This is a genomic window from Sphingopyxis sp. OPL5, from assembly GCF_003797775.2.
Taxonomy (GTDB): Bacteria; Pseudomonadota; Alphaproteobacteria; order Sphingomonadales; family Sphingomonadaceae; genus Sphingopyxis.
The window spans coordinates 4,155,364-4,179,820 of record NZ_CP060725.1 but is presented as its reverse complement, the minus strand read 5'-3'; the positions used below and the strand labels follow the sequence as shown (position 1 = coordinate 4,179,820).

The 24,457-nt window shown below is 65.9% G+C and carries 22 protein-coding genes; 15 read left to right on the top strand and 7 right to left on the bottom strand.

What is annotated here, in order from left to right:
• Positions 1 to 21: 21 nt before the first annotated feature.
• Complete coding sequence (locus EEB18_RS20095; RefSeq protein WP_187139921.1) at positions 22 to 1,272, top strand: MFS transporter; 1,251 nt, start codon at positions 22 to 24, stop codon at positions 1,270 to 1,272.
• A gap of 112 nt (positions 1,273 to 1,384) precedes the next feature.
• Here the strand turns inward: EEB18_RS20095 and EEB18_RS20090 are convergent, their stop codons facing one another.
• The gene (locus EEB18_RS20090) at positions 1,385 to 2,500 is read right to left on the bottom strand and encodes an amidohydrolase family protein (protein ID WP_187139922.1); all 1,116 of its coding nucleotides are present in this window, start codon (positions 2,498 to 2,500) and stop codon (positions 1,385 to 1,387) included.
• Positions 2,501 to 2,618: 118 nt separating this feature from the next.
• Here EEB18_RS20090 and EEB18_RS20085 point away from each other — a divergent pair, with 118 nt between their 5' ends.
• From EEB18_RS20085 to EEB18_RS20055, 7 genes are all read left to right on the top strand, one after another.
• A complete protein-coding gene (locus EEB18_RS20085; RefSeq protein WP_187139923.1) occupies positions 2,619 to 3,341 on the top strand; it encodes a FadR/GntR family transcriptional regulator in 723 nt (240 codons plus the stop codon).
• On the top strand, positions 3,338 to 4,564 hold the full coding sequence (locus tag EEB18_RS20080; protein ID WP_056347523.1) for an alpha/beta fold hydrolase: 1,227 nt from the start codon (positions 3,338 to 3,340) through the stop codon (positions 4,562 to 4,564). Before EEB18_RS20085 ends, EEB18_RS20080 begins: the two co-directional genes overlap by 4 nt.
• A gap of 67 nt (positions 4,565 to 4,631) precedes the next feature.
• Complete coding sequence (locus EEB18_RS20075) at positions 4,632 to 5,849, top strand: thiolase C-terminal domain-containing protein (protein WP_187139924.1); 1,218 nt, start codon at positions 4,632 to 4,634, stop codon at positions 5,847 to 5,849.
• 5 nt (positions 5,850 to 5,854) lie between these two features.
• Positions 5,855 to 6,283 (top strand): Zn-ribbon domain-containing OB-fold protein, encoded by a 429-nt coding sequence (locus tag EEB18_RS20070; RefSeq protein ID WP_187139925.1) that lies wholly within the window; start codon positions 5,855 to 5,857, stop codon positions 6,281 to 6,283.
• 3 nt (positions 6,284 to 6,286) lie between these two features.
• Positions 6,287 to 8,479, top strand: a complete 2,193-nt coding sequence (locus EEB18_RS20065; RefSeq protein ID WP_187139926.1) for a CaiB/BaiF CoA-transferase family protein — start codon at positions 6,287 to 6,289, stop codon at positions 8,477 to 8,479.
• A complete protein-coding gene (locus EEB18_RS20060) occupies positions 8,476 to 9,849 on the top strand; it encodes a phosphotransferase family protein (protein WP_187139927.1) in 1,374 nt (457 codons plus the stop codon). The genes EEB18_RS20065 and EEB18_RS20060 overlap by 4 nt, the downstream gene beginning before the upstream one ends.
• Positions 9,850 to 9,883: 34 nt before the next feature.
• A complete protein-coding gene (locus tag EEB18_RS20055; protein ID WP_187139928.1) occupies positions 9,884 to 10,708 on the top strand; it encodes a coniferyl-alcohol dehydrogenase in 825 nt (274 codons plus the stop codon).
• Between the two features lie 127 nt (positions 10,709 to 10,835).
• Here EEB18_RS20055 and EEB18_RS20050 read toward each other — a convergent pair whose 3' ends face one another.
• Positions 10,836 to 11,489, bottom strand: coding sequence for a TetR/AcrR family transcriptional regulator (locus EEB18_RS20050; RefSeq protein WP_187139929.1), 654 nt, complete (start codon positions 11,487 to 11,489; stop codon positions 10,836 to 10,838).
• Positions 11,490 to 11,605: 116 nt separating this feature from the next.
• On the opposite strand from EEB18_RS20050, the gene EEB18_RS20045 reads away from it, so the two are divergent.
• From EEB18_RS20045 to EEB18_RS20025, 5 genes are read left to right on the top strand one after another with little or no spacing between them, the layout of a single operon-like run.
• Positions 11,606 to 12,388, top strand: coding sequence for an SDR family oxidoreductase (locus EEB18_RS20045; RefSeq protein ID WP_187139930.1), 783 nt, complete (start codon positions 11,606 to 11,608; stop codon positions 12,386 to 12,388).
• Between the two features lies 1 nt (position 12,389).
• Positions 12,390 to 13,805, top strand: a complete 1,416-nt coding sequence (locus tag EEB18_RS20040) for an MFS transporter (RefSeq protein ID WP_187139931.1) — start codon at positions 12,390 to 12,392, stop codon at positions 13,803 to 13,805.
• On the top strand, positions 13,792 to 14,541 hold the full coding sequence (locus tag EEB18_RS20035) for an SDR family NAD(P)-dependent oxidoreductase (RefSeq protein ID WP_262408018.1): 750 nt from the start codon (positions 13,792 to 13,794) through the stop codon (positions 14,539 to 14,541). Before EEB18_RS20040 ends, EEB18_RS20035 begins: the two co-directional genes overlap by 14 nt.
• A 29-nt stretch (positions 14,542 to 14,570) precedes the next feature.
• A complete protein-coding gene (locus tag EEB18_RS20030; protein ID WP_187139932.1) occupies positions 14,571 to 14,966 on the top strand; it encodes a Zn-ribbon domain-containing OB-fold protein in 396 nt (131 codons plus the stop codon).
• Positions 14,963 to 16,132, top strand: a complete 1,170-nt coding sequence (locus EEB18_RS20025) for a thiolase family protein (protein ID WP_187139933.1) — start codon at positions 14,963 to 14,965, stop codon at positions 16,130 to 16,132. The genes EEB18_RS20030 and EEB18_RS20025 overlap by 4 nt, the downstream gene beginning before the upstream one ends.
• 119 nt (positions 16,133 to 16,251) lie before the next feature.
• On the opposite strand, the gene EEB18_RS20020 is transcribed toward EEB18_RS20025, so the two are convergent.
• The 5 genes from EEB18_RS20020 to EEB18_RS20000 are packed head-to-tail and all read right to left on the bottom strand — an operon-like array spanning position 16,252 to position 22,721.
• The gene (locus EEB18_RS20020; protein ID WP_187139934.1) at positions 16,252 to 17,370 is read right to left on the bottom strand and encodes a Gfo/Idh/MocA family protein; all 1,119 of its coding nucleotides are present in this window, start codon (positions 17,368 to 17,370) and stop codon (positions 16,252 to 16,254) included.
• 14 nt (positions 17,371 to 17,384) lie between these two features.
• Positions 17,385 to 18,617, bottom strand: a complete 1,233-nt coding sequence (locus EEB18_RS20015) for a CaiB/BaiF CoA transferase family protein (protein WP_222943120.1) — start codon at positions 18,615 to 18,617, stop codon at positions 17,385 to 17,387.
• 11 nt (positions 18,618 to 18,628) lie between these two features.
• Positions 18,629 to 20,104 (bottom strand): aldehyde dehydrogenase family protein, encoded by a 1,476-nt coding sequence (locus EEB18_RS20010; protein ID WP_187139935.1) that lies wholly within the window; start codon positions 20,102 to 20,104, stop codon positions 18,629 to 18,631.
• A 13-nt stretch (positions 20,105 to 20,117) separates the two neighbouring features.
• Positions 20,118 to 21,395 carry a cytochrome P450 gene (locus tag EEB18_RS20005; protein ID WP_187139936.1) on the bottom strand — a complete coding sequence of 426 codons (1,278 nt, stop codon included), beginning with the start codon at positions 21,393 to 21,395 and terminating at the stop codon, positions 20,118 to 20,120.
• Positions 21,396 to 21,407: 12 nt separating this feature from the next.
• Complete coding sequence (locus EEB18_RS20000) at positions 21,408 to 22,721, bottom strand: amidohydrolase family protein (RefSeq protein WP_187139937.1); 1,314 nt, start codon at positions 22,719 to 22,721, stop codon at positions 21,408 to 21,410.
• A 106-nt stretch (positions 22,722 to 22,827) separates the two neighbouring features.
• On the opposite strand from EEB18_RS20000, the gene EEB18_RS19995 reads away from it, so the two are divergent.
• Together EEB18_RS19995 and EEB18_RS19990 are read left to right on the top strand one after the other, a co-directional pair.
• On the top strand, positions 22,828 to 23,232 hold the full coding sequence (locus EEB18_RS19995) for a Zn-ribbon domain-containing OB-fold protein (protein WP_187139938.1): 405 nt from the start codon (positions 22,828 to 22,830) through the stop codon (positions 23,230 to 23,232).
• A complete protein-coding gene (locus EEB18_RS19990; protein ID WP_187139939.1) occupies positions 23,229 to 24,413 on the top strand; it encodes a thiolase family protein in 1,185 nt (394 codons plus the stop codon). The genes EEB18_RS19995 and EEB18_RS19990 overlap by 4 nt, the downstream gene beginning before the upstream one ends.
• The last annotated feature ends 44 nt before the right edge of the window (positions 24,414 to 24,457 follow it).

Sequence of the window (24,457 nt, the reverse complement as noted above, 5' to 3'; positions counted from 1 at the left end):
TCCCCCCGCGAAAGGAAGAATATGTCTTCGGAAACCAGCAACCGCCGCGGCCTCACGCTGACCCTGCTCATTATCGTCGCGATCCTCAGTTACGTCGATCGCCAGGTTTTCACGTTGTTTCAGGACGACATCAAGGTCGAACTCGGCCTCGACGATGGCCAGCTCGGGCTGCTCACCGGCATCGCCTTCGCCGCCTTCTACGCGATCGCCGCGTTCCCGATCGCGCGCTACGCCGACCGCGGCGACCGCCGCCTCGTCATCGCGGTGTGCGTCTCGATCTGGAGCGCCGCGACCGCGCTCTCGGCCTTCGCGAACAGCTTCGTCCAGATGCTGCTCGCGCGCATCGGTCTCGCGGCGGCCGAGGCGGGGGCCGGGCCGGCGGGCATGTCGCTGCTCACCGACATCTTCCCCAAGGACCGCCGCACGACGATCATCTCGGTGATGCTCGCCGCCAATGCCGTCGGGCTGTCGGGCGGGCTCGCGCTCGCCGGCTGGCTGTCGCAATGGTATGACTGGCGCACCGTGTTTCTGATCGTCGGTCTCCCGGGCATCGGGGTTGGCCTGCTTGTCTATCTGCTCGCCGCCGAACCGCGGCGGCGCGGTGTGGTCGAACCGGTGGCGCCGCCGCAGACCAGCCTTGGCGAGGTCCTCCGCACCATGGGCGCCAGCACCTCGCTGCGCTGGGTCGGGCTGCTGCTCTGCATGGTCCCGCTCACCGGTTTCGCCTTCATCCTGTGGGGCGCCTCCTTCTTTCAGCGCGTCCATGGCATGGACAAGACCGAAACCGGCTTCTGGCTCGGCGGTGCGATGGCGGCGGGGCTGGTGATCGGCAATCTCGTCGCAGGATGGGTCAGCGACCGTTATGGCAAGGCCGACCCGCGCTTCAATGGCTGGTTTGCCGGGATCGGCCTGCTCGTCAGCTTCCCCTTCGGCGTCGGCTTCGCGCTCGCGGGCAACGCCTATGTCGCGCTCGCCTGTTTCGTCGTCGTGAAGTTCATGATGACGCTCCACCTCGGCCCGATCATCGCGCTCTGCTTCGCGCAGGTTCCGGTCCAGATGCGCGCGATGATGTCGGCGACGATCAATATGTTCATCGGGCTGGCCGGCGTCGGGCTGGGCGGCACCGTCGCCGGCTATCTCAGCAAGGCCTTCACGCCGGGCTATGGCGAGCTGTCGCTGCAGCCGTCACTGGCGATCCTGTCCTGTTGCCTGCTGGTCGGCGGTATCGCGGCGATCATGGCGGGGCGGACCGCGAAGCCGCTGGCGGAGTAAGCTTCTAAAGCCTCGTCATTGCGAGCGGAGCGAAGCAATCCAAGGCGGGTTTAGGCCAGCTCTGGATTGCTTCGCTCCGCTCGCAATGACGAAGTGAATTGGGCGATGCCCGTCAGGCCGCGACCCGCTCGCTCGTCGCCACCTTGGGCTCCAACCCGAACAGCCGCGCCGCGTTCAGCCCCAGGATGTTCCGCCGCACCTCGTCGCTGACCTCCATGCCCTCGAACAACTCGTCGATGATCCGGCGGCTGATCGGGAAGGTGCCTTCGGCGTGCGGATAGTCCGACCCCCACATGACATTCTTCGCCCCCGGCAGTCCGGCGGATGCCGACGCGATGCACGCGCGGTCGTGCTGGAAGCTCGCCCAGATCTGGTCGTCGACGATCTGGCTCGGCGAGCGCGACAGCTTCGGAAACACGAAATTCGCATGCGCCACCGACACCTCGTCCATCCGCTCGGCGAGCGCGACGAGCCAGCTCGCGCCGCTCTCTATAAAGGCGACCTTCGCCCCCGGATTGCGGTCGAGCACCCCGCCCGACACCAGATACATCGCGCTGTGCTGCGCATCGTTCATCTGGTTGGTGTAATTGATGATTCCCGCGCCGGGACCGCGCTCGACGATCACGCTTTCGAGGCCCGTGCCCGTGTGCATCACGAACACGATGCCGAGCGCTGCCCCCTTGGCAAAGATCGGGTCCCACGCGTCGCTGTTATATTTGGGCAGTCCCGGCGGCGTCACCGCGGGCAGCATCGCCGCGGTAAAACCTTTCGACGCCAGATAGTCGAGTTCGGCCAGCGTGTTCGAAAAATCGAGCACCGGCAGCATGCCGCAGCGCACGAAGCGGTTCGGATGGCCACCGAGGAAGCTGTCGTTCCAGTCGTTGTACAGCCGGGCCGACGCGGCTTCGGCCTCGGGGTTATCGAGGCAATAGAGCCACAGGCCGAGCGAGGGGAAACAGATTTCGCTGTCGATCCCCTCCATCTCCATATCCTCGAGTCGCCCCGGAATTTCGCGGATGCCCTTGCGCTGCGCATCGCCGAGTTGCTTTTCGCGATGCTGCCCGACGCGCAGGCGGTAGATGATCTTGTCCTTGGTCCCGGTGACCAGATATTCACCCTCCATCCGCGCATGGATCGCATGATCCTTGAGCGACGCGGGCAGGCCGTCGAGGAAGATATCCGCCGGTTCCATGATGTGGCTGTCGGCGCTGAACACAAAGGGTTTCATCACAGTCTCCTGTCGACTCGCTATCGGTCTTTGCGACATTAAAAGATACCTAGTTATATAAGTCAAGCGGCTCTTGGGATGGACATCGCGGCAAAGGGCTAATAAATAGATATCTGTTATGGCAACAAGCTCCGAACTCCACCGCCCCGGCGAAACCCTCGCCAGCCGTACCGCGCGCGACCTCGCAAATCTCAGCCTTGCCTCCGATCCGGGCACGCACCTCGGCGCCGAAGACGATCTGCTCGCGCGTTTCGGGGTCAGCCGCCCGACGCTCCGCCAGGCCGCGAAGCTCGTCGAGCGCGACCGCCTGATCAGCATCCGCCGCGGCGCGCAGGGCGGCTATTATGCCGAGCGCCCCGACGCGCGCGACGCGATCCATTCGCTCGCGCGCTTCCTGCGGATGAAGGGCGCGCATCTCGGCCATGTCATCCAGGTCACCCGTCCGGTGTCCGAAGAGGCTGCCGTCGCCGCCGCGCGGCTCCGCAGTGTTGCCGATGTCGAAGCGTTGCAGGCCTTCGTCGCCACGATCGACGACCGAGACACGCCGCGCGAATTGATCGCGGCCGAGGTCGAAATGGCGCGTCTGATCTCGGGCATGAGCGGCAATCCGGTCGTCGAACTGATCCTCGAAATCGGCTACAGCTTTGGCCTCGACGAACGCGGCAGCGACCTCTACGCCGATCCTGACCGGCGCGAACGCACGCGCGCCATGCAGCGCAGCCTGTGTACGGCGATCATCGACGGTGATGCCGATATCGCCCGGCTGATGATGCGGCGCCGGTCGGACCAGTTCGACGCATGGCTGCACCTGACCGGAGCGGCAAAGAAGGATCAGGCATGAGCATCGTTGAGTATCGCGGCTTCGCAGGTGTTCGGCTCGAAGCCGAGGTGATCGGCGCCGAGAATGACCCGGCGGTGCTGCTGCTCCACGGCGCCGGGCAAACGCGCGCGGTGTGGGCGAGCGTTGCGAATTCGCTCGAACAGGCCGGGCGTCGCGTCATCAGCCTCGACCTGCGCGGTCATGGCGGCAGTGAATGGCCCGAGGACGCGCGCTATGATTTCGAGGCGCTGGTCGAGGATCTGCGCGCCGTGCTGTCGCAGATGGGCACGCGCCCGGTCGTCGTCGCCTCGACCCTTGGCGGCTGGATCGCCAGCGCCGCGCTCGAACGCGACGCTGCGGTCCTCGCTTCGGGCCTCGTCCTCGTCGACTCGCCCGTCCATGTCGATCCGCAGGTGGCGCAGCGCGTCGGCGAGCGGCTGCGCGAAGCCGCGACGCTCGCGCCGGGACAGGCGCAATGGGACGTCCGCCTGTTCGACACGCTCGACACCTCGGCGATGGCCGAGCGGCTCGACGGGGTCGCGGCCAAGATCGCGCTGCCGACGCTCTATGTGCGCGGTGCGATCAGCGAACTGGTCTCAAAGGGCGATGCCGCCGCTTTCGTCGCCCAGCTTCCCGACGGCGAACTCGTCGAGGTCGAGAATAGCGCGCTCGTCGTCACCGACGACCGCGCCGACGCGCTCGGCGGCTATCTCATCGATTTCCTCGAACGCCGCGCCCCGCGCGGTTCGCCCGAATTTCGCGCCGGCAGCGATGCGCGCACCTTCCGTGACGCGCTCGGTTGTTTCGCGACCGGGGTCACCGTCGTCACCGCGATGTGCCCCGACGGCACCCCGATCGGGCTGACCGCGAACAGCTTCACCTCTGTCTCGCTCGACCCGCCGTTGCTGCTCGTCTGCATCGCCAACAATGCCGGCAGCGCGCCCTACCTCCGCGACGCCGAACGCTTCGCGGTCAATGTGCTCCAGATCGGCCAGCAGCCGACCTCGAATCGCTTCGCCGGCAAGGGCGAGGATCGCTTCGGCGTCACGCCATGGGAAGTCGGTGAATATGGCACCCCGGTGCTCACCGGGTCGCTCAGCAGCTTCGAATGTTCGCGCGACGCGGTGCACGACGGCGGCGATCATTTTCTCCTCGTCGGGCGCGTGCTCAAGGCCATTTTCGAACCGCGTCGTGACCCCTTGCTCTATTTCCGCGGCAAGTATCGCAAACTCCATTTCGCTTGACGGCTGGACAATATGGCCTAGGCATCATATCCAACCTAGTTAGATAACTGGGAATCGGGAGAGAAGCATGGCCTGGGTGAATCAGGACAAGTGCGCGATCGTCGGGGTCGGGGCGACCGACTATTATGTCCGCGGCAAAAGCTGGCCGCGCACGATCAACGACATGGCGGCTGAGGCGATCATGAACGCCTGCGCTGACGCGGGGATCAGCCACAAGCAGATCGACGGCTTCTCTTATTATTCGACCGCAGGCGCGGGCTATCTCGACAAGTTCGACACCGCCAGCCTGATGGAAACGCTCGGCATGCCGCACATCAGCTGGTCGGCGACGCTGACCAGCGGCGGCGGCGGCTGCCCTGGCGCGATCGGCCTCGCGACCGCGGGGCTGATGAACGAGGATTGCACCTATACCGTCACCCTGATGGCGCTGCAGCAATTGCCGCAGCATCGGCTCGGCGTCGTCTTCGGCTCGGCGGCGCCCAATCCCGAAAACAGCTTCCTCCAGCCCTCGGGCCTCGTCGGCCCCGGGCATCTGATGTCTGTCCTCGCGCGCCGCCACATGCACCTCTACGGCACGACGCAGGACGCGTTCGGCGAGGTCGTGATGGCGACCCGCGCGAACACCCACAACCGGCCGAAGGCGGTACGCAAGGAACCGCTATCCAAGGAACAATATGACGCCTCGGTGATGCTCGCCGATCCGCTGCGTCGCCTCGACTTCTGCCTCGAAACCGACGGCGCGGTCGCGGTGATCACGACGACGATGGACCGTGCCAAGGACTGTCGCCACAAGCCCGCGGTGGTCCACGCCGCCGCGCATGGCGGCCAGCGCGAATGGGGCAGGGCGTTCGCCTGGATGGGCATGCCCGATCCGCATTTCGCGAGCTCAGGCCACAAGTTCACCGCCGATCGCGTCTGGGCGCAATCGGGCCTGACCGCGAAGGACATGGACGTCGCGCTGATCTACGATCATTTCAGCCCGATGGTGCTGATGCAGCTCGAGGATTATGGCTTTTGCGAAAAGGGCGAGGGCAATGACTATGTCCTGTCGGGCAAGCTGCGCTACGATCCCGCGACGGGCAAGGGCGTCAATGGCGGCGTGCCCGTGAACACCCACGGCGGCAACCTCAACGAAGCCTATATCATCGGCATGACCCACATCGTCGAGGGCGTCGAACAGGTGCGCGGCACCGCGATCAATCAGGTCAAGGACGCCGAATTCGCGCTCGTTTCGGGCGGCCCGGCGTCGCTCCCCGTCTCCAGCCTCATCCTGCGCAAGGACTGACCCTCATGACCTATGGCCCCGCCCGCGCGCTTCCCGGCGACCAGATTCGCATCACCACCAACCCCGATACCGAGCCCTTCTGGCAGGCGGCGAAAGAGCATAAGCTCACCGCGTGCCAGTGCGGCGACTGCGGCCATTTCCGCATGCCGCCGACCGCGATCTGCCCCGAATGCGGCAGCCGCGCGAAGGAGTGGCCCGCGCTCCCCGGGACCGCGACGGTGTTCAGTTTTGCGATCTGCAACAAGAATCCGAAGAATGGCGAGGATTATGTCTATGTCCCCGTCGTCGTCGACCTCGACGGCGCGCCGGGCACCCGCCTGAATGCGAACGTCTCGGGCTGCGATGCCGAAGAAGTCCATATCGGGATGAAGGTGACCGTCGACTGGACCCCGATCCAGGACGACTGGGTCCTGCCCAACTTCAAGAAGGCCTGACCGATGCTCGGCGACCTTCGCATCGTCGAGATCGGCGAGGGCATGGCGGTCCAGGTCGCCGGGTTGATGATGTCCGAACTCGGCGCTGATGTCCTCAAGGTCGAACGCCCCGGCGGCGACCCCGCGCGCGGCACCGCGCCCTTCGCCAATTGGAACCGCGGCAAGAAAAGCCTCGGGCTTGATCTCGATACGCCCGAAGGCTTGACCGCGCTCGACGACCGCCTCGCCGGCGCCGACGCCTTGCTCCACCAGTTCACCCCTGCGCGCGCCAAGGCGCTCGGTCTCGACGACGCCAGCCTCGCCGCACGCCATCCGCATCTCGTCGTCACCGCGATCACCGGCTCGCCCGCGAACCACCCCGACGTCGAACGCAGCGACGACGAACTGCTCGTCGCCGCGCGCGTCGGCGCGATGTACGAGAATGACGGCTATCGTCCCGGCCCGATCGTCTACCGTTACCAGCAAGGCAGCTGGTCTGCCGCGCATCTCGCCGCCGCCGGCCTGCTCGCACGCCTCGTCATGCGGTTGCAAACCGGGCAGGGCGGTCCCGCGCACACCTCGATCTTCCAGGGCTTCCTCGCGACGCTGCCGCTCGTCTGGGCGCGCAACAGCGAAGGGCCGATGCCGAACCCGCTGACCTATCCATCCGGCGCCCGCCCGATTTCGCAGCAGCTGTTCCAATGCCAGGGCGGCGACTGGCTCCAGATCATGGATCCGACCCGCCAGTTCGATTACGCCACCATGCCGACGATGTGGGACGTCATGGCCGAGACCGACGTCGACCTTGAAACCGAGGCCGGGCAGGCGGCCGCCTTCAAACTCCGCCCGCTCGACAACTGGCTCGCCGACCTTCGCGCCGCCGACATCGCCGCCGAACCCGCCTTTCCGATGGGCGAGATGCTCCGCCACGACGACGTCGAGGCCAACGCCTATGTCGTCGAAGTCGACGACCCCGACCTCGGTCGGACCCGCCAGCCCAATGTCCCGTTCCACACCGACGCCGATCTGCCGCAGGGCCGCCCGGCGCCGCGCCTCGGCGAAGGTGGCGACACGATATGGACCGCCAAACCCGCGCCCGCTTCCAACGCTGCCCCCGCCGAAGTCCTCGAAGGCGTCCGCGTGCTCGACCTCGGCATGTTCCTCGCCGGGCCGATGGGGCCGTCGATGATGGGCGACATGGGCGCCAATGTCATCAAGGTCGAGGCGCTGACCGGCGACCGCATCCGCTTCATGCACCGCTATTATCAGGCCGCGGCGCGCAGCAAGCGCAGTCTCGCGCTCGACCTCACCAAGCCCGAAGCCCAGCCGATCCTCGAACGGCTGATCCAGTGGGCCGAACTCGTCCACCACAATATGCGCTTCAAGGGCGCGGCGAAGCTCGGCCTCAGCGAAGAGGGCATCCGCCAATACAATCCCGACGTGGCCTTCAACTATGCCAGCGCCTATGGCCAGCGCGGCGCGCGCGGCAACTGGCCCGGCTATGACTCGATCTTCAACGCGATCGCCGGCTGGGAATTCGAAAATGGCGGCGAAGGCAACAAACCCATCTTCAACCGCCCCGGCACGATGGACGTCTCGACCGCGCAAAGCTGTCTCGTCGAACTCATGGCCTCGCTCTATGCCAGGCGCACGACGGGCCGTGGCTATACGACGCAGACCTCGCTGCTCGGCATGGCCGCCTTCACCCAGGGCGAACGGTTGATCGGCGCCGACGGCGAACTCACCGAAACCTATCACCTCACCAGCGACCAGACCGGCTTTTCGCCTTACCACCGCATCTTCGAATGCGTCGACGGATGGGTCGCGGTCGCCGCGCTCAAGCCCGACCAGCAAGCCGCGATGCGCGATCTGCTCGGCGACGATTTCGCGGCCGCTGCGAAAGACCGCACCGCCAACGACCTCCTCGCTTCACTCGAAGCCGCAGGCGTCCCCGCCGACGCGGTCAATTTCGAAAATGCGATGCACCGCTTCTTCGACGATCCGCGCAATCGCGAACTGAACCTCGTCTCGGTGCTGCCGCAACCGCTCTACGGCATCGTCGAACAGCCCGGCGCCTTCTGGAATTTCGGCGAAATCCCTGTCGTCTTCAAACGCTGCTGCCCCGCGGTCGGCGAGCATAGCGACGAAATCCTGCGCGAAATCGGCTATTCGGACGAAGAGATCGCCGCGTTCCGCGAAGCGAAGATCGTCGGATGAACCCACACGACCTCCTCCCGCCGGGCCTCGCGTCGGCGGTCGAATCCGCCAGCGGCGCGCGCGTTGTCGCGGTTCGCCCACGCGGCGGCGGCGGCGCCTCGCGCGAGGGCGCCGAACTCGATCTTCAATGGCCCGACCGCCGCACCGCCAGCGCTTATATGAACTACGACGTCCACAAGGCCGGGGCAGGGGACGACGCCGCCTTCCTGCGCGAAGCCGCGGTGCTCCGCGCCCTCTCGGGTCCGCTTGCCGATGCCGGCGTCCGCGTCGCGCCCTATTACGCCTCGGTCCCCTATCAGCGCGCGCTGGTCTGCGGCATGATCCCGGGCAAGGACCGCTTCGGCGCGATCGCCGATACCGCGCAGCGCGACACGCTGGCGCAGGACTTCATGGCGCAGCTCGCCGCGCTCCACCGCATCGACGTCACCGCGCACCCGATCGACGGCATGGGCCCGGTCGAACCCGCCGAGGTCTTCATCCGCCGCCGCATCGCCGAACTGCGCGCGGGCAACGGCGGCAAGGGCTGGGACCCGCTGATCCACCTGTCGCTGAACTGGCTCGAGGCGAATATCCCCGCCGACATGCCCGCGCCGGTGATCGTCCACGGCGACGCCGGCCCCGGCAATTTCCTCTATGAAGAGGACCGCGTCACCGCGCTGCTCGACTGGGAACTCGTCCATTATGGCGACCCGATGGCCGACCTCGCGATGCTCGCGCTGCGCATGTTGTTTCAGGGCTTCGTGCCGCTCCCGCAGGCCTTCGCCGCCTATGAGGCCGCAGGCGGCCACAAAGTCGACCTGCCGCGCCTCCGCTATTGGCGGCTGCTGTTCCAGACCAGCTTCGCACGCCGCTCGCGCTACGACGATCCCGACGCGCCGCCGCCGCCCAATCTCGGCATGAACCTCGTCTATTCGACGATCCACCGCCGCGTCCTCTCGAACGCCTTGGCAGAAGCGGCGGGCATTGCGCTGCCGTCCGTCACAATGCCCGACGCGCCGCAGGGATCGCACGACCGCAGCTTCGCCATCGCGCTCGACGATATTCGTGACACCATCGTCCCGCGCCTCGCCGACCAGCAGGCGGCGGTAAAGGCCAAGGGCATGGCGCGCCTGATCAAATGGTGGCGCGCGATCGAGCGTTTCGAACCGGGATTTCACGCGGCCGAGAAGCAGGAAATCGAAGCCACACTCGGCGCCGAATTCGAAGACTATCGCGCCGCCTGGACGGCCTTTCGCACCGCCGTGGCGGCAGGCACCATCGCCACCGCTCCCGCGATCATCCTCTGCAACGCGCACGAGGTGCGCGAGGCGGCGCTGATGGCCGACGCGATGGGCGGCCTCGCGAACACGAAATTTGCCGCGCTCGCATAGCGGCGATCCGACATAATCAGGAAAGGTTTGGGACATGGCTACCGACATTTTGGGATATAAGGGCAAGCGCGTCGTCGTGATGGGCTGCTTCTCGGGCACCGGCGAAGCCGCCGCGCGCGCGCTCGTCGACCTCGGCGCCGAAGTGCATGGCGCCGACATCAAACCCTCGCCGGTCAATCTCGCGAGCTTTACCGAAGTCGACCTCAAGAACCCCGATGCCATCGCGGCGGGTATCGACAAGATCGGCGGCAAGATCGACGCCGTCTTCAACGTCTCGGGCCTGCCGCAGACCTTCCCCGGTGAGGATGTCGTCACCGTCAACTTCCTCGGCATCCGCGCCTGGACCGAGGGATGGATTCCGCACCTCAACCCCGGCGCCGCGATCGTCTCGGTCTCGTCGCTCGGCGGCATGAAATGGCTGACGCGCCAGCCGTTGCTGCGCGAATTCATCGCCATCGAGGATTTCGCCGAGGCGCGCCAATGGTATCTCGACCGTGCCGGGGAAGTGGGCGATCCGTACAGCCTCGCCAAGGAAGCGATCAACACCTGGACGCAGGTCCGCGCCCCCGACCTGATCGGTCGCGACATCCGCATCAACTGCACCATGCCCAGCCCGATCGACACCCCGATGCTCGGTGAATTCCGCAAGGTGGCGGGCGACGCCGTGCTCGGCGCCTTCGCCAAGGCCAAGGGACGCTATTCGACCGCCGAGGAACAGGCGCTGCCGCTGATCCTGCTCAACAGCGACGCCGCGAGCTTCATCAGCGGCGTGTGTTTGCCCGTCGACGCGGGCCTCGCGGGTGGTTTGGCGACCGGCGTACTCGACATCCAGAAGATGATCGCGGAAGCGGCGGGCTAATGTTCCCCTCCCGCTTGCGGGAGGGGTTAGGGGAGGGCCTGTGACCTCGCCAACCCTCCCCGCTGCGACTAGCGAGCAAGCTCGCAAGTCTCGCTGCCCCTCCCGCAAGCGGAAGGGGAAATATCTCTCACCCCCGCGCGCCCAGCATCATCGCGATGCTATGCGCCGCCGCCGCCTTCAGATCGGCATAGCCGACACCGTCCGAATGGCTGCTCATCGGCCCGATCGCCGACAGGCGCTCGAGGATCATCAGCACCGTGCCCGCGCACGACCGCGGCGACAGGTGCGCGGGTGTCCGTCCTGCGGCCTGCGCGCGTACGACCTGCTGGCTGATCGCATCCATCATCGGACGCGCCTGCGTCATGCGCGCCTCATAGAAACGCGCATCGCCCTCCTCGGCCGCGAGGTTGCGCACGACGAAGATCGTCCGGTTGCGATTCCAGATGCCGGTATATTCCTCGACGAACGCCGCCGCAGCTTCCTCGGCACCGGGGGCCAGCCAGTCGCGCGCGATCACCGCTTCGAGCGCGGGCGAGGTCTGGCTCGCATGCTCGAGCGCCGCCAGCACCACCTCGGGCACCCCTTTGAAATAGACATAGAAGGTTGCGGGCGACGTCTGCGCTGCGCGCGCGACGTCGACCACCGACACGTCGCGCAATCCGTGCGTTTCGAGCAGGTCGACCGTCGCCTCGATCAGTTGTTGCCGTGTCCGCTGCCCCTTTGCGCCGAGCTTGCGCTCGGGCGGGGTCGGTGCCGTCGTAATAGCCTGTGTCTGCGTCAAATAGGTGATCCTGCCCCGAAATCTTGCCGCCATCCTAACAGCGGGGTTGCGATATGGCAAAAAATTGACGTATCGTCAAAAATGAAACGAAAAGACCAAAAATCAGGGGATTCGGGATGGAAGGGCTGAGCGGCAAGGTCGCCGTCGTAACCGGCGCGTCAAAAGGAATGGGACGACATTTCGTCGCCGCGCTTGTCGCGGCGGGCGTGAAGGTCGCGTGCCTCGCACGTCCGTCGGAGGAGTTCGAGACCCTCGCCGCCGAGTTCGGCGATGCGGTGCTGCCGATCGCCTGCGATGTCGCCTCGTCGGAGGCGGTGAACGCCGCCGTCGCGCAGACGGCCACCCATTTCGGCCGCATCGATGTCGTCGTTGCCAATGCCGCCATCTTCCACCCCTTCGCCTTCGAAGCGGGCAGCGACGAGATGATCCGCAGCCATATCGACATCAACATCCTCGGCGTTTCCTGGCTGATCCGCGCCGCGATCCCGCATCTGCGCGCCACCAAGGGTCAGGTCATCGCGATCAGCAGCGAGTCGGTGAACATGCCGTTCCCGATGCTGGCGCTCTACGCCGCGACCAAGGCGGCGGTCGAAACCCTCTGCCATGGCCTCCGCGACGAACTGCGCAGCGACGACATTCGCGTCACCGTGCTGCGCTCGGGGTCGGTCAAGGGCGGTTCGGGAGGCAAGAGCTGGTCGCAGGAAACCGTCGCCGCCTTTTACAAAAAGATCGTCGAGACCGGCCATGCGTCGATGACGGGCGAGGGCGCGACCCCCGAATCGATGGCAAAGGCTTTGCTCTCGGTCATCGGCCTGCCGGCGGACATCGGCGTCGACCTGATCGAGGTCCGCGCCGCGCAGGTCGGGGTGCCCGAGGGCGCCAAGGCGATCGCGGGCTAGGGTGACACCGCGCCGTAACCTTCCGCTCATCATCGGCGCGCTCTGGATCGCCGAGGTCACGGGCTCGTTCGAGACCGCAATGATCCTCGCCGCGCTCAAAAAGCTGATCGAGGATTTCGGCAACCCCGCGATGGTCGGCTGGCTGATCACCGGCTATCTGATCGTCGGCGCGGCGATCGCCGCGATCGTCGGGCGTCTCGGCGACCTGTTCGGGCGGCGGCAGGTGCTCGTCGTGGTGCTGATCATCGGCGCGGTCGGCTCGCTGATCAGCGCGCTGTCGACCAATTTCCCGGTGCTCCTCGCGGGGCGCCTGATGCAGGGCGTCACCGGCGCGATCCTGCCTTTGTGCATCGGTCTCGTCCACGAAAATGCCGGCAAGGACCGCGCGCCGATGGCGATCGGGCTGATGATCTCGGGCGCCTCGATCGGCACCGCGGCGGGGCTCGTCGTCGGCGGCGTGATCGTCGACAATTTCAGCTGGCACGGCGTCTTCTTCGCCAGCGCGGGCCTCTGCACCGTCTCCGCGGTCGCGATCGCCGGCCTCTTGCCACGCTCGCCGCGCCAAGCCGCGAGCCAACCCGTCGACTGGCTCTCGGGCCTCGCCTTCGCGCCCGGTGTCGCGCTTGTCCTCGTCTATTTCACCATGGGCAAGGACTGGGGTTGGGCCGCCCCGCTGCCGCTCGCGGCGCTCGGCGCGGGGATCTTGCTCACCCTCTGGTGGTTGCGCGCCAGCCTCGCCAGCCCGAATCCGTTGATCGCGGTGCGCAGCTTTTCGGACCGCACCATCGCGGTCGGCAGCGCGGTGACCGCGCTCGTCGCGATGAGCACACTCCAGATCACCGTCTTCTTCTCGCTGCTGATGCAGGCGCCGCTCTGGACGCTCGCCGGCCTTGGTTTCACCGCGACGCTCGCGGGCGTCGCCAAACTGCCGTCGAACCTCAGCTCGGTCTTCGCCGGGCCACTCGGCGGCTGGCTCGCGGCGCGCGGTGGTGGACGTTTTGCGCTGATCGCGGGCGGGATCGTGACGGTCTCCGGCTGGCTGCTCTGGTTCGTCATGGACATCGACAGCTTCGGGAAGGTCGTCGTCCAGCTCATCGTCATCAGCTTCGGCACCACCATGCTCTTCTCGGTCGCCCCGACGATCATCGCCCAGGCCTCGCCGCCCGAACGGATCAGCGAGATTTCGGGCCTGCTCACCGTCATCCGCCAGCTCTTCATGGGCATCGGGGCGCAGATGGTGACCACGCTGCTGGCCGTCGACATCGCTCGCCGTGGCAAGGAAAGCTATCCGTCGCCCTTCGCCTACGACATCACCGTCATCGTCATCGCCGCGCTGTGCACCGCCGCCGTGCTGGTCGCATTGCTGCTGCCAAAGACGGCGGCTGCCGCAGGCGGAGAAGGCCGTGACCGTGCATGATCTGACGGGCAAGGTCGCCGTCATCACCGGCGGCGGGCGCGGCTTTGGCAAGGCGTTCGGCATGGCGCTCGCGGAGCGCGGCGCCCAGGTGGTGCAACTCGATCTCGACGAAGCTGCGGCAAAGGCGGCGGCCGCCGAAATTGGCCATGGCGCCGAGGCTATCATGGTCGATGTTGCGGACGAGGAGGGGGTTCACGCCGCGATGGCCGACATCGCCGATCGTCATGGCGGCATCGATATCTTGATCAACAATGCCGGCATCCATTCGGCCGAAGCGAATGAATTCATCGGTAAACTCGGTACCGCACGCACGCGGCAAATGTTCGAGGTCAATGTCTGGGGCGTCGTCTATTGCACGCTCGGCGCGCGGCCCTTCATGACCGGGCGCGAGGGCGCATCGATCATCAACATCGCCTCGATGGCGGCCTATGGCGCGCAAAAGGCCTATGGCGTCTCGAAGCTCGCGGTGCGCGGCCTGACCGTCTCCTTCGCGAACGAACTCGCGCCCGAGGGCATCCGGGTCAACGCGATCGCGCCGGGACTGATCTTCACCGACACCATCCGCGCCGAACTGCCTCAGCCGGTGGTCGACCAGGTGATGGCGATGCAGATCATCCAACGCGAAGGCGAGGAGCGCGACATCGTCGAGGCGATGCTGTGGCTCGTGTCGCCGGGCGCAAGCTTCGTCACCGGCGAAACGCTCCGCGTCAGCGGCGGTGCCACGCTCCAGGTTTGAACTTCCAAGATCGTTTTGCAGGAAAATCGATGCGACCACTCCCCGAACTTACCCCCGAAAACACCGCCTTCTGGACCGGCGGCGCGCAAGGCGAACTCATCATCGCCTTTTGCGGCGATTGCGATCATGCGATCCATCCGCCGCAACTCGTCTGCCCGAAGTGCTGGAGCGAAGCGGTTGAATTCAAAACGGTTCCCGGCACCGGTACCGTCTATACCTACACCGTGAACCACCAGCCATGGATGCCCGATATGCCGGTGCCTTTCGCGCTCGCGGTGGTCGATCTCGACGGCGCCCCGGGCGTTCGCGTCACCGCCGAGGTGGTGAACACCGACCCAGAAACCGTCAGGATAGGGCAGGCCGTGCGCGTGACCTTTGCCAACGTCGACGATGTCTGGTTCCCCCAGTGGGAGCCCGCGCAATGACCCTGAACGCCGCCATCACCGGCGTCGGCATGTCCGACATCGGCCGCAAGACGAACCGCCCTGCGATCCTCCATCTCGCCGAGGCGGTCAAACGCGCGCTCGACTGTGCGGGCCTCACCAAGGACGATATCGACGGCATCTCGACCTATCCGGGCAAGGCCGACAATTCGCCGGGCATGTCGCCGCTCGGCACCGGAGAAGTCCGCAACGCGCTCGGCCTCAAGACCCGCTGGCACAGCGCCGTCCCCGACGGTCCGTCGCAGATGGCGCCCATCCAGGTCGCGGCGATGGCGGTCGCGACCGGGCAGGCGCGCCATGTCCTCTGTTTCCGCGCGCTCACCGAAAGCAGTTCGCAGACCGCGACTCGGCGCGCCAGCATCCCCGGCGCCGGCCGCGCTCGGCTCGGCGGCTGGTACTCCTATCTCGTCCCCGCCAACGCGATGTCGGCGTCGAACTGGGCCGGCTGGATGGCGCAGCGCTATTTCCATGAATTCGGCATGACCCGCGAGCATCTCGGCCTCGTTGCCACCGGGCAGCGCGCCTTTGCGCAGAAAAACCCCTCTGCCGTCATGCGCACCCCGCTGACGATGGACGAGTATCTCGGCGCCCGCATGATCTCGTCGCCGCTCGGCCTGTTCGACTGCGACGTGCCGATCGACGGCGCCTGCGTCGTGATCGTCTCGGCCGCCGACGCCGCCAAGGATTGCGCCAAGGCGCCGCTGACGATCGAAGCGATGGGCGCCGCGCTCGGTTCGCAGGAAACATGGGACCAGCGGACCGACCTCACAACGATGGGCGCGCACGACAGCGCCGCCGACATGTGGAAACGCACCGACCTGAAGCCCGCCGATGTCGACATGCTCGCGCTCTACGACGGCTTCAGCATCTTCGTGCCCTATTGGCTCGAAGCGCTCGGCTTCTGCGGCCATGGCGAAGCGAAGGATTTCATCGCCGAGGGCAATATCGGCCCCGGCGGGCGCTTCCCGGTCAACACCGGCGGCGGGCAGTTGTCGGGCGGGCGGCTGCACGGCTTCGGGTTGCTGCACGAGGCGTGCATGCAGCTTTGGGGGCAGGCCGACGGACGTCAGGTCGCCGACGCCAAGGTCGCGGCGTGCGGCATGGGCGGCGGATTTATCGCGGGCTCGATGCTGCTGCGGCGGGATTGAAATCCAGCGATGGAAAAAGGGTCTGTGTCCCCGCGAAGGCGGGTACCCATCTCCGGTCGGTTCAAAGTGGCGCCGGCTGGTGATGGACTCCCCCATTCGCGGGAGCACGGGTTCTTTTTCTAAGCTTGAATATCGACCCAGCGCCGCTCGTCGCTCGCGCGCACCGCCGCTTCGACCACCTCCTGCACATGCAATCCCTGCGCGAAATCGGGCGCCGCCATACCCTCGCCATTGATCGCATCGCGCATCGCCGCAAAGATCGACGCGAGCGCGAACAGCCCGGTCTCGGGGCGCTCGGCCACCGCATGGCAACCCGCCACCGCCCGATAGTCCGCCTCGACCATAATCTCGTCCATTGCCGCCGTGCCCAGCGCCGCATCGCGCGTTCCGAACAATCGCGTATCATGCGCCATCGGAAACACCGGCGCGCGCGCTTCGAGGCGTCCCTTCGACCCCCAGACCGAAAAGCGGAACCCCTCGCCGCCGATCTTGCCCCAGTTCGCCTCGACCCGCGTCGGCAGGCCTGAAGCATGGCGCAGCAGCATCGACGCCCGGTCGGGCACTTCGGGGCGGATGATCTCGCCGTCCAGCGGCCATTCTTTCAACGCCAGCGACATATCGGACGTCACCGACGCCACCGGCCCGAAAAAATGCACCAGCAGGTGCAGCATATGGCTTCCCAAATTGCGCCCCGCGCTCGCGCCGTTGGCGGGATCGGCGAACCAGACATAGCCCGGCACATTGGTCTGCGCGGCGCTGAACAACGGCACCTCGAACGCGATATCGGCACCGAAGACTTCGCCGAGCCAGCCGGCGTCGACCATCGCCTTCATCTGCACCATCCCCGGCACCGCCTGCATGAAGGCATCGACCACCGCGACCGTCCCGGCCTTCCGCCAGGCGTCGGTCATCGCCCGCGCGTCGCTCAGGTCCTTGGCGAACGGGATGCCGTTATAGACATGCTTGCCCGCGCCGAGCGCGGCCATCACCATATCGTAACGCAGCGGCGGGCGGGTGCCGCAATCGACGATGTCGATGTCTGGGTCGGCGGCCATCTCGCGGAAATCGTGGAACGCCCGCGCCACGCCATAATCCGCCGCCGCCTTCGCCGCCGTCTCGGGCCGCGAGGTGCAGATCGCGGTCACCTCGATCCCGTCGAGGCTGCGCCAAGCCGGGAGGTGCGCCTTGGCGCCCCAGGCGGCGCTGATGATGCCGACGCGAAGGGGAGGGGAGGCCATGCCGCGCCCGCCGGTCAGGCGATCGCCTTCTTGTTTTTCAGGTCCTCGATCCGGTCCCATTCGAGCCCCAGTTCCATCAGGAACAGCTCGGTATGCTCGGACGCCTCGGGCGCGCGCGTGTTTTCGACGCCCGCGTGATTGAACTGCACCGGGTTCGCGACCAGCCGGATCGGCGCGCCGCCGTCTGCGGACTCGACTTCGAAGATCAGGTCGTTGGCCAGCACCTGTTCGTCGCTCGCGACATCATGGACCGACTGGTATGCGGCCCATTGCCCGCGCATCGTCTTGAGATGCTGGATCCAATAGGCATAAGGCTGCGCCGCGATCGCCGCCTTGACCAGCGGATAGGCCTCCGCCGCATTCGCCATGATCGCCTCGGCGGTCGAGAAGCGTTCGTCCAGCGCCGCTTCGGGGATGCCGAGATGGCCGAATACATCCTCGATATAGGGTCCGGGCGACAGCACGGTGAGATTGATGAACTTGCCGTCCGCCGTCTTGAACACCCCCATGAAGGGGTTTGTGCCGACCGACTGCCCGCCGCCGGGCATCAGATTCTCGAACGGGTCCTTGTCCAGTTCCATCGCGACGTCGACCGAACAGGCGGTCGCCCAGATGCCCGACGACAGCAGCGACACATCGACTTCGGTCGCCTCGCCGGTGCGTTCGCGGTGAAACAGCGCCGCGGCGATGCCGCCCGCGATGTTCATACCGCCGATCGTGTCGCCATAGGCCGGGCCCGGCTGGGTCAGCGGGCCGTCGAGCGCCTTCGGGGTTACCAGCACCGCGGACCCGCCGCGCGCCCAGTAAGCGGTGCTGTCGAACCCGCCCTTGTCGCGCTCGGGCCCCTTGTCGCCAAAGGCGCTGCCGCGGACATAGATGATGTTCGGATTGGCGGCGCGGATATGCTCGATATCGATACCGAGTTTTTGCCTGGCCGAGGGCAGGTAGTTGGTCAGGAAGACGTCGGAGGTCTTCGCGATCTCATAGAGGAGTTTGCGGCCTTCCTCGGTCGAAATGTCGATCCCGACGCTGCGTTTGCCGCGATTGGGATGTTGCATCAGCGACGATCGCTGCGGGTTAACCGCCAGCCGCTGCAGCATCTGGATGCCGCGCTGCGCGTCGCCGCGCACCGGATGCTCGATCTTGATCACATCGGCGCCCCAGTCGGTCATCACCCCGCCCGCCGCCGGAACGAAGGTGAATTGCGCGACCTCGAGGACGCGGATGCCGGACATCACTTTGGTCATGGCTGATCCCCTTATTCGGCGTGAAAGCCGATGACCTTCTGGTAGGTGAATTCGTTGAGGCCCTCTTCGCCATATTCGCGGCCATAGCCCGAGCGTTTGATGCCGCCGAACGGTGCGTCGGACTGCATCGTCCCGGCGCCGCCGTTGATGCCGACCCCGCCGGTGCGCAGCTTCAGCGCCATGCGGTACGCCTGTCCCGCATCGGCCGAATAGATCGCGCCCGACAGCCCGAAATCGCTGTGATTGGCCATCGCGATCGCCTCTTCGTCGTCGTCATAGCCGATGACCGCGCCGATCGGCCCGAACACCTCTTCCTGCGCGAGGCGGCTGTTGTTCTTCACATCATCGAACAACGTCGGCTCATAATAATAGCCCTTGTCGAGCCCCTCGGGCCGCTTGCCGCCCGCGACCAGCGTCGCGCCCTCGTCCTGTGCGATCGCGACATAATCCTCGGTGCGTTTGCGCGCGACTTCGCGGATCAGCGGGCCGTAATTGACGGTCGGGTCGACCGGATTGCCGATCTTCAGATGCCCGAGCATCGCCTGCATCGCCGCGACGAACTGCGGACGGACGCTGTTGTGGACGATGTGGCGCGTGGTGAGCGCGCAGCCCTGGCCGCCATGCGTGGTGAAGCCCATGATCCCCGCCGCTGCGGCTTTTGCGATGTCGGCGTCGGCGCGCACGATCAGCGCCGACTTGCCGCCAAGCTCCATCACGATGCGCTTCAGCGTCGGCGCCGCTTGCGCCTGGATCATCGCCCCGACCTTGTCCGACCCCGTGAAGTGGACGAGGTCGACGCGCGGGTCGGTGGTCAGCAGCTTGCCGGTCTCGATATCGCCGGTGACGATGCTTAGCACGCCCTTGGGCAGCCCGACCTCGTCGGCGATCTCGCCGAGGATGAGCGCCTGCATAGGCGTATAGGGTGAGGGTTTGAGTACCACGGTGCAGCCGACCGCAAGCGCCGGGATCACCTTGCCGATGTTGAGAAAGAAGGGGAAGTTGTACGGCGAGATCGCCGCGACCACGCCCACTGGCTCGCGGCTGACCACTCCGGTGCCCAGCGTCGTGCGGCCCTGTGCATTGGGGGTCAGCTCGACCGGCAGCGACGAGACGGCGGGGCGTGAGGCGACCTCGATCGTCCGCCGGGCATGTTTCATCGGGATGCCGTACTGCAGGAACTCGGCGAGCATCCGCGTCGCGCCGGCTTCGGCAACGATCATGTCGACGATCGCGCTCTTGCGCGCGTCGAGCGCGTCGAGGAAGCGCGTCAGGATGGCCTGCCGCTGGGCAACCGGCATATAGGCCCAGTCGCCCTGGTCGAACGCCACACGCGCCGCGCCGATCGCGGCGTCGACCTGCGCCGCGCTGCCGACGGGTGCTTCGATGAGCAGGCTTTCGTCGGCGGGGTTGATCACCGCCTCGCGCTGGTCGGTCTTCTGCCATTCGCCGCCGACATAAATGGCGTCGTCATATTTCAAAAAGGCCATGGTCTTGTTCCTGTCAGGCGGTTTCGGTGTCCCAGACGATCGGCAGGTTGCGGATCGACAGCAGCCCCGGGATCACGGTGGTATCGGCGCCGGGCTTGAGGCGGAAGGGCGGCACGCGCGTCAGCCATTCACTCAGCAGCACGCGCAGCTCGCGCCGCGCCAGATGCGCGCCGAGGCAGATATGCACTCCGCCGATCAGCGTGAAATGGCGGTTGTTCTTGCGCTCGGGATCGAAATCGCGCGGGCGGGCGAACTGATTTTCGTCGAAATTGCCCGAACTGTTGATGCAGGCGATCCAGTCGCCTTCTTTCAGGTCGACGCCGTGCCAGGTGAAATCCTTCTTGATCCGCCGCCCGCTGTTGACCAGCGGCTGGACCCGCAGGAACTCCTCGACCGCGCTGTTGATGATCTCCGGATTGGCACGGATGCGCGCCTGAAGCTCGGTGTCGAGCGCCATGCGGCGGAACATCTGGCTGATCGTCGACGCGACGGTGTCGAGCCCGCCGAGCCACAGGAACCAGGTCATGCCGATCGTCTCGTCGGGGGTCAGCGGCTGGCCGTCCATCGACCCGTTGGCGATATAGCTCCCCAGCGTCTCGTCGGGGTTCGCCTGCTTCTCGGCGATGAAGCCGCGAAGATAAGCGAGGATGCCCTTCACCGCCTCGGCCTTGGCGCCGATGTCGGGGTTGTGCAGGATCGCATATTCCCATTCGAGGAACTGGTCGAACATGCTGAAGGGAAAGCCCATCAGGTTCAGGAAGACGCGGACCGGGTAGATGCGCCCGAAATCATAGGCGATGTCGACCTCGCCGTCCTTGACCACGGCGTCGATCATCTCGCTGACGATCGCGCGGATCTTCGGCTCCATGTCGTTCATCGCGACCGGGGTGAACCAGGGGTTCAGGAAGCGGCGATACCGGCCATGGTCGGGCGGATCGATGCCGAGCGGGATCGAGGGAAAGGTCTCGCCCGCCAGCGCCTGAAACTGCGCCGCACCCTCGGTCGAGAAGATGTCGTTGTCCTCATAGACGCGGCGGATGTCGTCATAGTGCGATACCGTCCACGCGCCATGCTGCCGCCCGCTCGTCGGCCACGGATAATAGAGGATACGCGGCACCTCGGGGTCGCGCATCACATCGGCGGGCAGATAGGGATCGGGCAGATCATAGGCGATCTGGCCCTGCGCGAAACGGGTATCGAGCACCCGTTCGGGCGGGACATGCGCCGGCACCGGCGGGGCATCCGCCGGGGCATGCGCGATCGGACAGCGAGAGAGCGTCGTCTCGGTCATAATATCCTCCGCTCAGGCCGACGCGAACATGCGTTCGATGTCGCCCGACGTCACCGGACGCCGCGCCTGGCCGATCGCGTCCATGCTGTCGGTCTTCAGACCGCCCAGATTGTGGCGCGGGCTGACATCGACATCCTTGCCCAGCTCGCGCAGGTGCGCGACCGTGCAATTTTCGCGCCCGCCGTTCAGCGCAAAGGCATCGAAGCTATATTCGCGCATCGCGTTGAGGTGGGTGATCTTGTCGATCGTCGCCTTCTCGATCCCGTTGACCGACGCCCACAGATATTCGGGGACATTGGGCCACACCGTGTCCGAATGCGGATAATCGCATTCATAGGCGATCATGTCGGTGTTCATATACTCGAGGTTCTTCACCCCGAACTGGTCGTCGATGAAGCAGCAGATGATGTGGCGCTTGAACAGGTCCGACGGGCGCTCGCCGTTGAAGTCGGTGTAGGTCCATTCATGATGATGTTCGTGCGTAAAATCGGCGCGCTCGAGGAAGTAAGGGATCCAGCCGATGCCGCCTTCGGACAGCGCCATGCGCAGATCGGGGTAGCGCTGCCAGAATTTCGCGAAGGTCCAGTCGGCCGCCGAATTGGCGATCGAGATCGGCATCGCGGTGATCCATGCGTCGATCGGGCTTTCGGGCGAGGGATGCATCGCGCGCGCCCCGGTGCCGATATGGCAGTTGATCACCATCTTGTAATCGCTGCACGCCTTCCAGAACGGCTCCCAATATTCATTGTGGATGCTCGGCAGGCCGATGTTCGACGGGTTGTCGGAGAAGCTGACGGCGTGGACGCCGAGGTCGCTCATCCGCTTCAGTTCGGCGAGCGTGTCGTCCATGTTCCACATCGGGATCAGGCACATCGGGATAAAGCGGCCCGGCGCGGTCGCGCACCATTCCTGGACATGCCAGTCGTTCCACGCGCGGCAGGCGAGCAGCGCCTCCTCGGGGTCCTTCTGCGCCATCGAGACAAAGGTCCCGCCGGCAAAGCTCGGCATCGTCGGAAAGTTCAGCGAGGCGAGCACGCCGTTCGCGTTCATGTCGTCGACGCGGAGTTTTGGATCATAGGTGCCTGGGCGGAGCTGCGCGAAGGCGCTCGGCTCCATGCCATATTCGCTGCGCGGGCGGCCGACGACGGCGTTCAGCCCGATCGTGGGAAAACGCTGGCCGTTCCACGACCAGATATCCTTGCCATTGTCCTGGACGATGCGCGGCGCGCGGTCCTTCTTGCCCTCGGGATAGTGGCGGATAAAAGCCTCGGGGGGTTCGACCGCATGATCGTCGACGCTGATGATCACCATATCGTCCATCTGCATGGCGACTCTCCTCTTCCAGTTGATTTATCGTTGGGCGCATCATCGCAAAAATTGACGATGTGTCAACTCTTGGTTTATGACCTAGTGTAATAACTGGGAGAGAGACATGATTGCGCGAACGCTGCCGGTGATCGACCGGGACAATCAGGCCTATTGGATATGGGGCCGCGACGGCAAGCTCGCGATCCATCGCTGCGCCGCCTGCGAATATTATGTTCACCCCCCAGTGGCTTTCTGCCCGCGCTGCGAGAGCCGCGACGTCGCGCCGCACGCGGTGTCGGGACGGGGCAGGGTGGTTACCTTCACCGTCAATCACAAGGCTTGGGTACCCGACCTGACCGAACCCTATGTCCTCGCGCTGGTCGCGATCGCGGAGCAGGACGATGTCCGCATTCCCTGCAACATCGTCGAATGTCCGCCCGACGCAGTCGATTTCGACATGGAGGTCGAGGTCGTCTTCGAACCCGCCGAGGATTTGTGGATACCCCTCTTCCGTCCGGTGCAATCATGACCCGTTTCGCCGAGAAAAACACCGCGATCACCGGCGTCGGTATGTCCGAAGTCTCGCGCGGCGCGACCAAGTCGGCGCTCGGCCTCACCGTCGATGCCGCGCTCGAAGCGATCGCCGACGCCGGCCTGACCCGCGCCGACATCGACGGCATAGCGACCTGGCCTGGCGAAAAAGCCGACGGCTCGGGCTTCTCGCCGGTCGGCTGCGCGGCGCTGCAGGATGCGCTGCGGCTCGAAGTCGGCTGGTACGGCGGCGGTGGCGAGGCGCCGGGCCAATATGGCGCGGTGTTCAACGCGATCGGTGCGATCGCCGCGGGTCTGTGCCGCAACGTCCTGATCTTCCGCACCATGTACGAAGCGACGGCGCGCAAGACCGCCTACGCCAATTCGCTGCTCCGCGAGGGGCAGCGTCAGGCGGGCCCCTTCGCCTGGTACGCGCCCTATTACACTTACGCGGCCGCACTCCAGCAGGCGCTATTCTTCAATCTCTATGTCCACAAAAGCGGCATCAAGCCCGAGCAGGTCGGCCAGATCGCGGTCAACCAGCGCCGCAACGCCGCGCTCAATCCGAACGCGATCTACAAGACCCCGATCACCATCGACGATTATCTCGCGTCGCCGCTGATCGCGACCCCGCTGCGCATCTACGACTGCGACGTGCCGATCGACGGCGCCGCGGCGATCATCGTCTCGCGCATGGACGTCGCGCGCGACCTGAAGAATCCGCCGATCCGCATCGAGGCGATCGGCTCGTCGATGCGCTACCGCAACAGTTGGACCCAACTGGCCGAACTCGACACGCAGGCGCAGCCCAAGGTTGCCGAGATGATGTGGGGCCGCACCGACCTCAAGGCAGCTGATGTCGACATCGCGCAGCTTTATGACGGGTTCAGCTTCCACACGATCAACTGGCTCGAAAATTTCGGCTTTTGCGAACGTTATGGCGCCAAGGATTTCATCGACGGCGGCCACCGTATCGCGCTGGGCGGCGAACTGCCGGTCAACTCCGGCGGCGGCGCGATGTCGGGCGGCCGCCTCCACGCCTATGGCGCGGTCCACGAAGCCTGCACCCAGCTGTGGGGCCGCGCCGGGGCGCGGCAGGTGAAGGGCGACCCGCAGGTCTGCGCAACGTCAACCTCGGGCGGCCCGCTCGCGGGGGCGATGCTGCTGGTGCGGGATTGAAGCAGCGCGTTCCAGACATATAAACGTCGTCATTGCGAGCGCAG

Coding starts and splice junctions, on each gene's coding strand:
- EEB18_RS20060 (WP_187139927.1), top strand. CDS start 8,476: ATGAACCCACACGACCTCCTCCCGCCGGGCCTCGCGTCGGCGGTCGAA.
- EEB18_RS20085 (WP_187139923.1), top strand. CDS start 2,619: ATGGCAACAAGCTCCGAACTCCACCGCCCCGGCGAAACCCTCGCCAGC.
- EEB18_RS19995 (WP_187139938.1), top strand. CDS start 22,828: ATGATTGCGCGAACGCTGCCGGTGATCGACCGGGACAATCAGGCCTAT.
- EEB18_RS20080 (WP_056347523.1), top strand. CDS start 3,338: ATGAGCATCGTTGAGTATCGCGGCTTCGCAGGTGTTCGGCTCGAAGCC.
- EEB18_RS20075 (WP_187139924.1), top strand. CDS start 4,632: ATGGCCTGGGTGAATCAGGACAAGTGCGCGATCGTCGGGGTCGGGGCG.
- EEB18_RS20015 (WP_222943120.1), bottom strand. CDS start 18,617: ATGACCAAAGTGATGTCCGGCATCCGCGTCCTCGAGGTCGCGCAATTC.
- EEB18_RS19990 (WP_187139939.1), top strand. CDS start 23,229: ATGACCCGTTTCGCCGAGAAAAACACCGCGATCACCGGCGTCGGTATG.
- EEB18_RS20005 (WP_187139936.1), bottom strand. CDS start 21,395: ATGACCGAGACGACGCTCTCTCGCTGTCCGATCGCGCATGCCCCGGCG.
- EEB18_RS20065 (WP_187139926.1), top strand. CDS start 6,287: ATGCTCGGCGACCTTCGCATCGTCGAGATCGGCGAGGGCATGGCGGTC.
- EEB18_RS20010 (WP_187139935.1), bottom strand. CDS start 20,104: ATGGCCTTTTTGAAATATGACGACGCCATTTATGTCGGCGGCGAATGG.
- EEB18_RS20055 (WP_187139928.1), top strand. CDS start 9,884: ATGGCTACCGACATTTTGGGATATAAGGGCAAGCGCGTCGTCGTGATG.
- EEB18_RS20030 (WP_187139932.1), top strand. CDS start 14,571: ATGCGACCACTCCCCGAACTTACCCCCGAAAACACCGCCTTCTGGACC.
- EEB18_RS20090 (WP_187139922.1), bottom strand. CDS start 2,500: ATGAAACCCTTTGTGTTCAGCGCCGACAGCCACATCATGGAACCGGCG.
- EEB18_RS20045 (WP_187139930.1), top strand. CDS start 11,606: ATGGAAGGGCTGAGCGGCAAGGTCGCCGTCGTAACCGGCGCGTCAAAA.
- EEB18_RS20070 (WP_187139925.1), top strand. CDS start 5,855: ATGACCTATGGCCCCGCCCGCGCGCTTCCCGGCGACCAGATTCGCATC.
- EEB18_RS20025 (WP_187139933.1), top strand. CDS start 14,963: ATGACCCTGAACGCCGCCATCACCGGCGTCGGCATGTCCGACATCGGC.
- EEB18_RS20000 (WP_187139937.1), bottom strand. CDS start 22,721: ATGCAGATGGACGATATGGTGATCATCAGCGTCGACGATCATGCGGTC.
- EEB18_RS20095 (WP_187139921.1), top strand. CDS start 22: ATGTCTTCGGAAACCAGCAACCGCCGCGGCCTCACGCTGACCCTGCTC.
- EEB18_RS20020 (WP_187139934.1), bottom strand. CDS start 17,370: ATGGCCTCCCCTCCCCTTCGCGTCGGCATCATCAGCGCCGCCTGGGGC.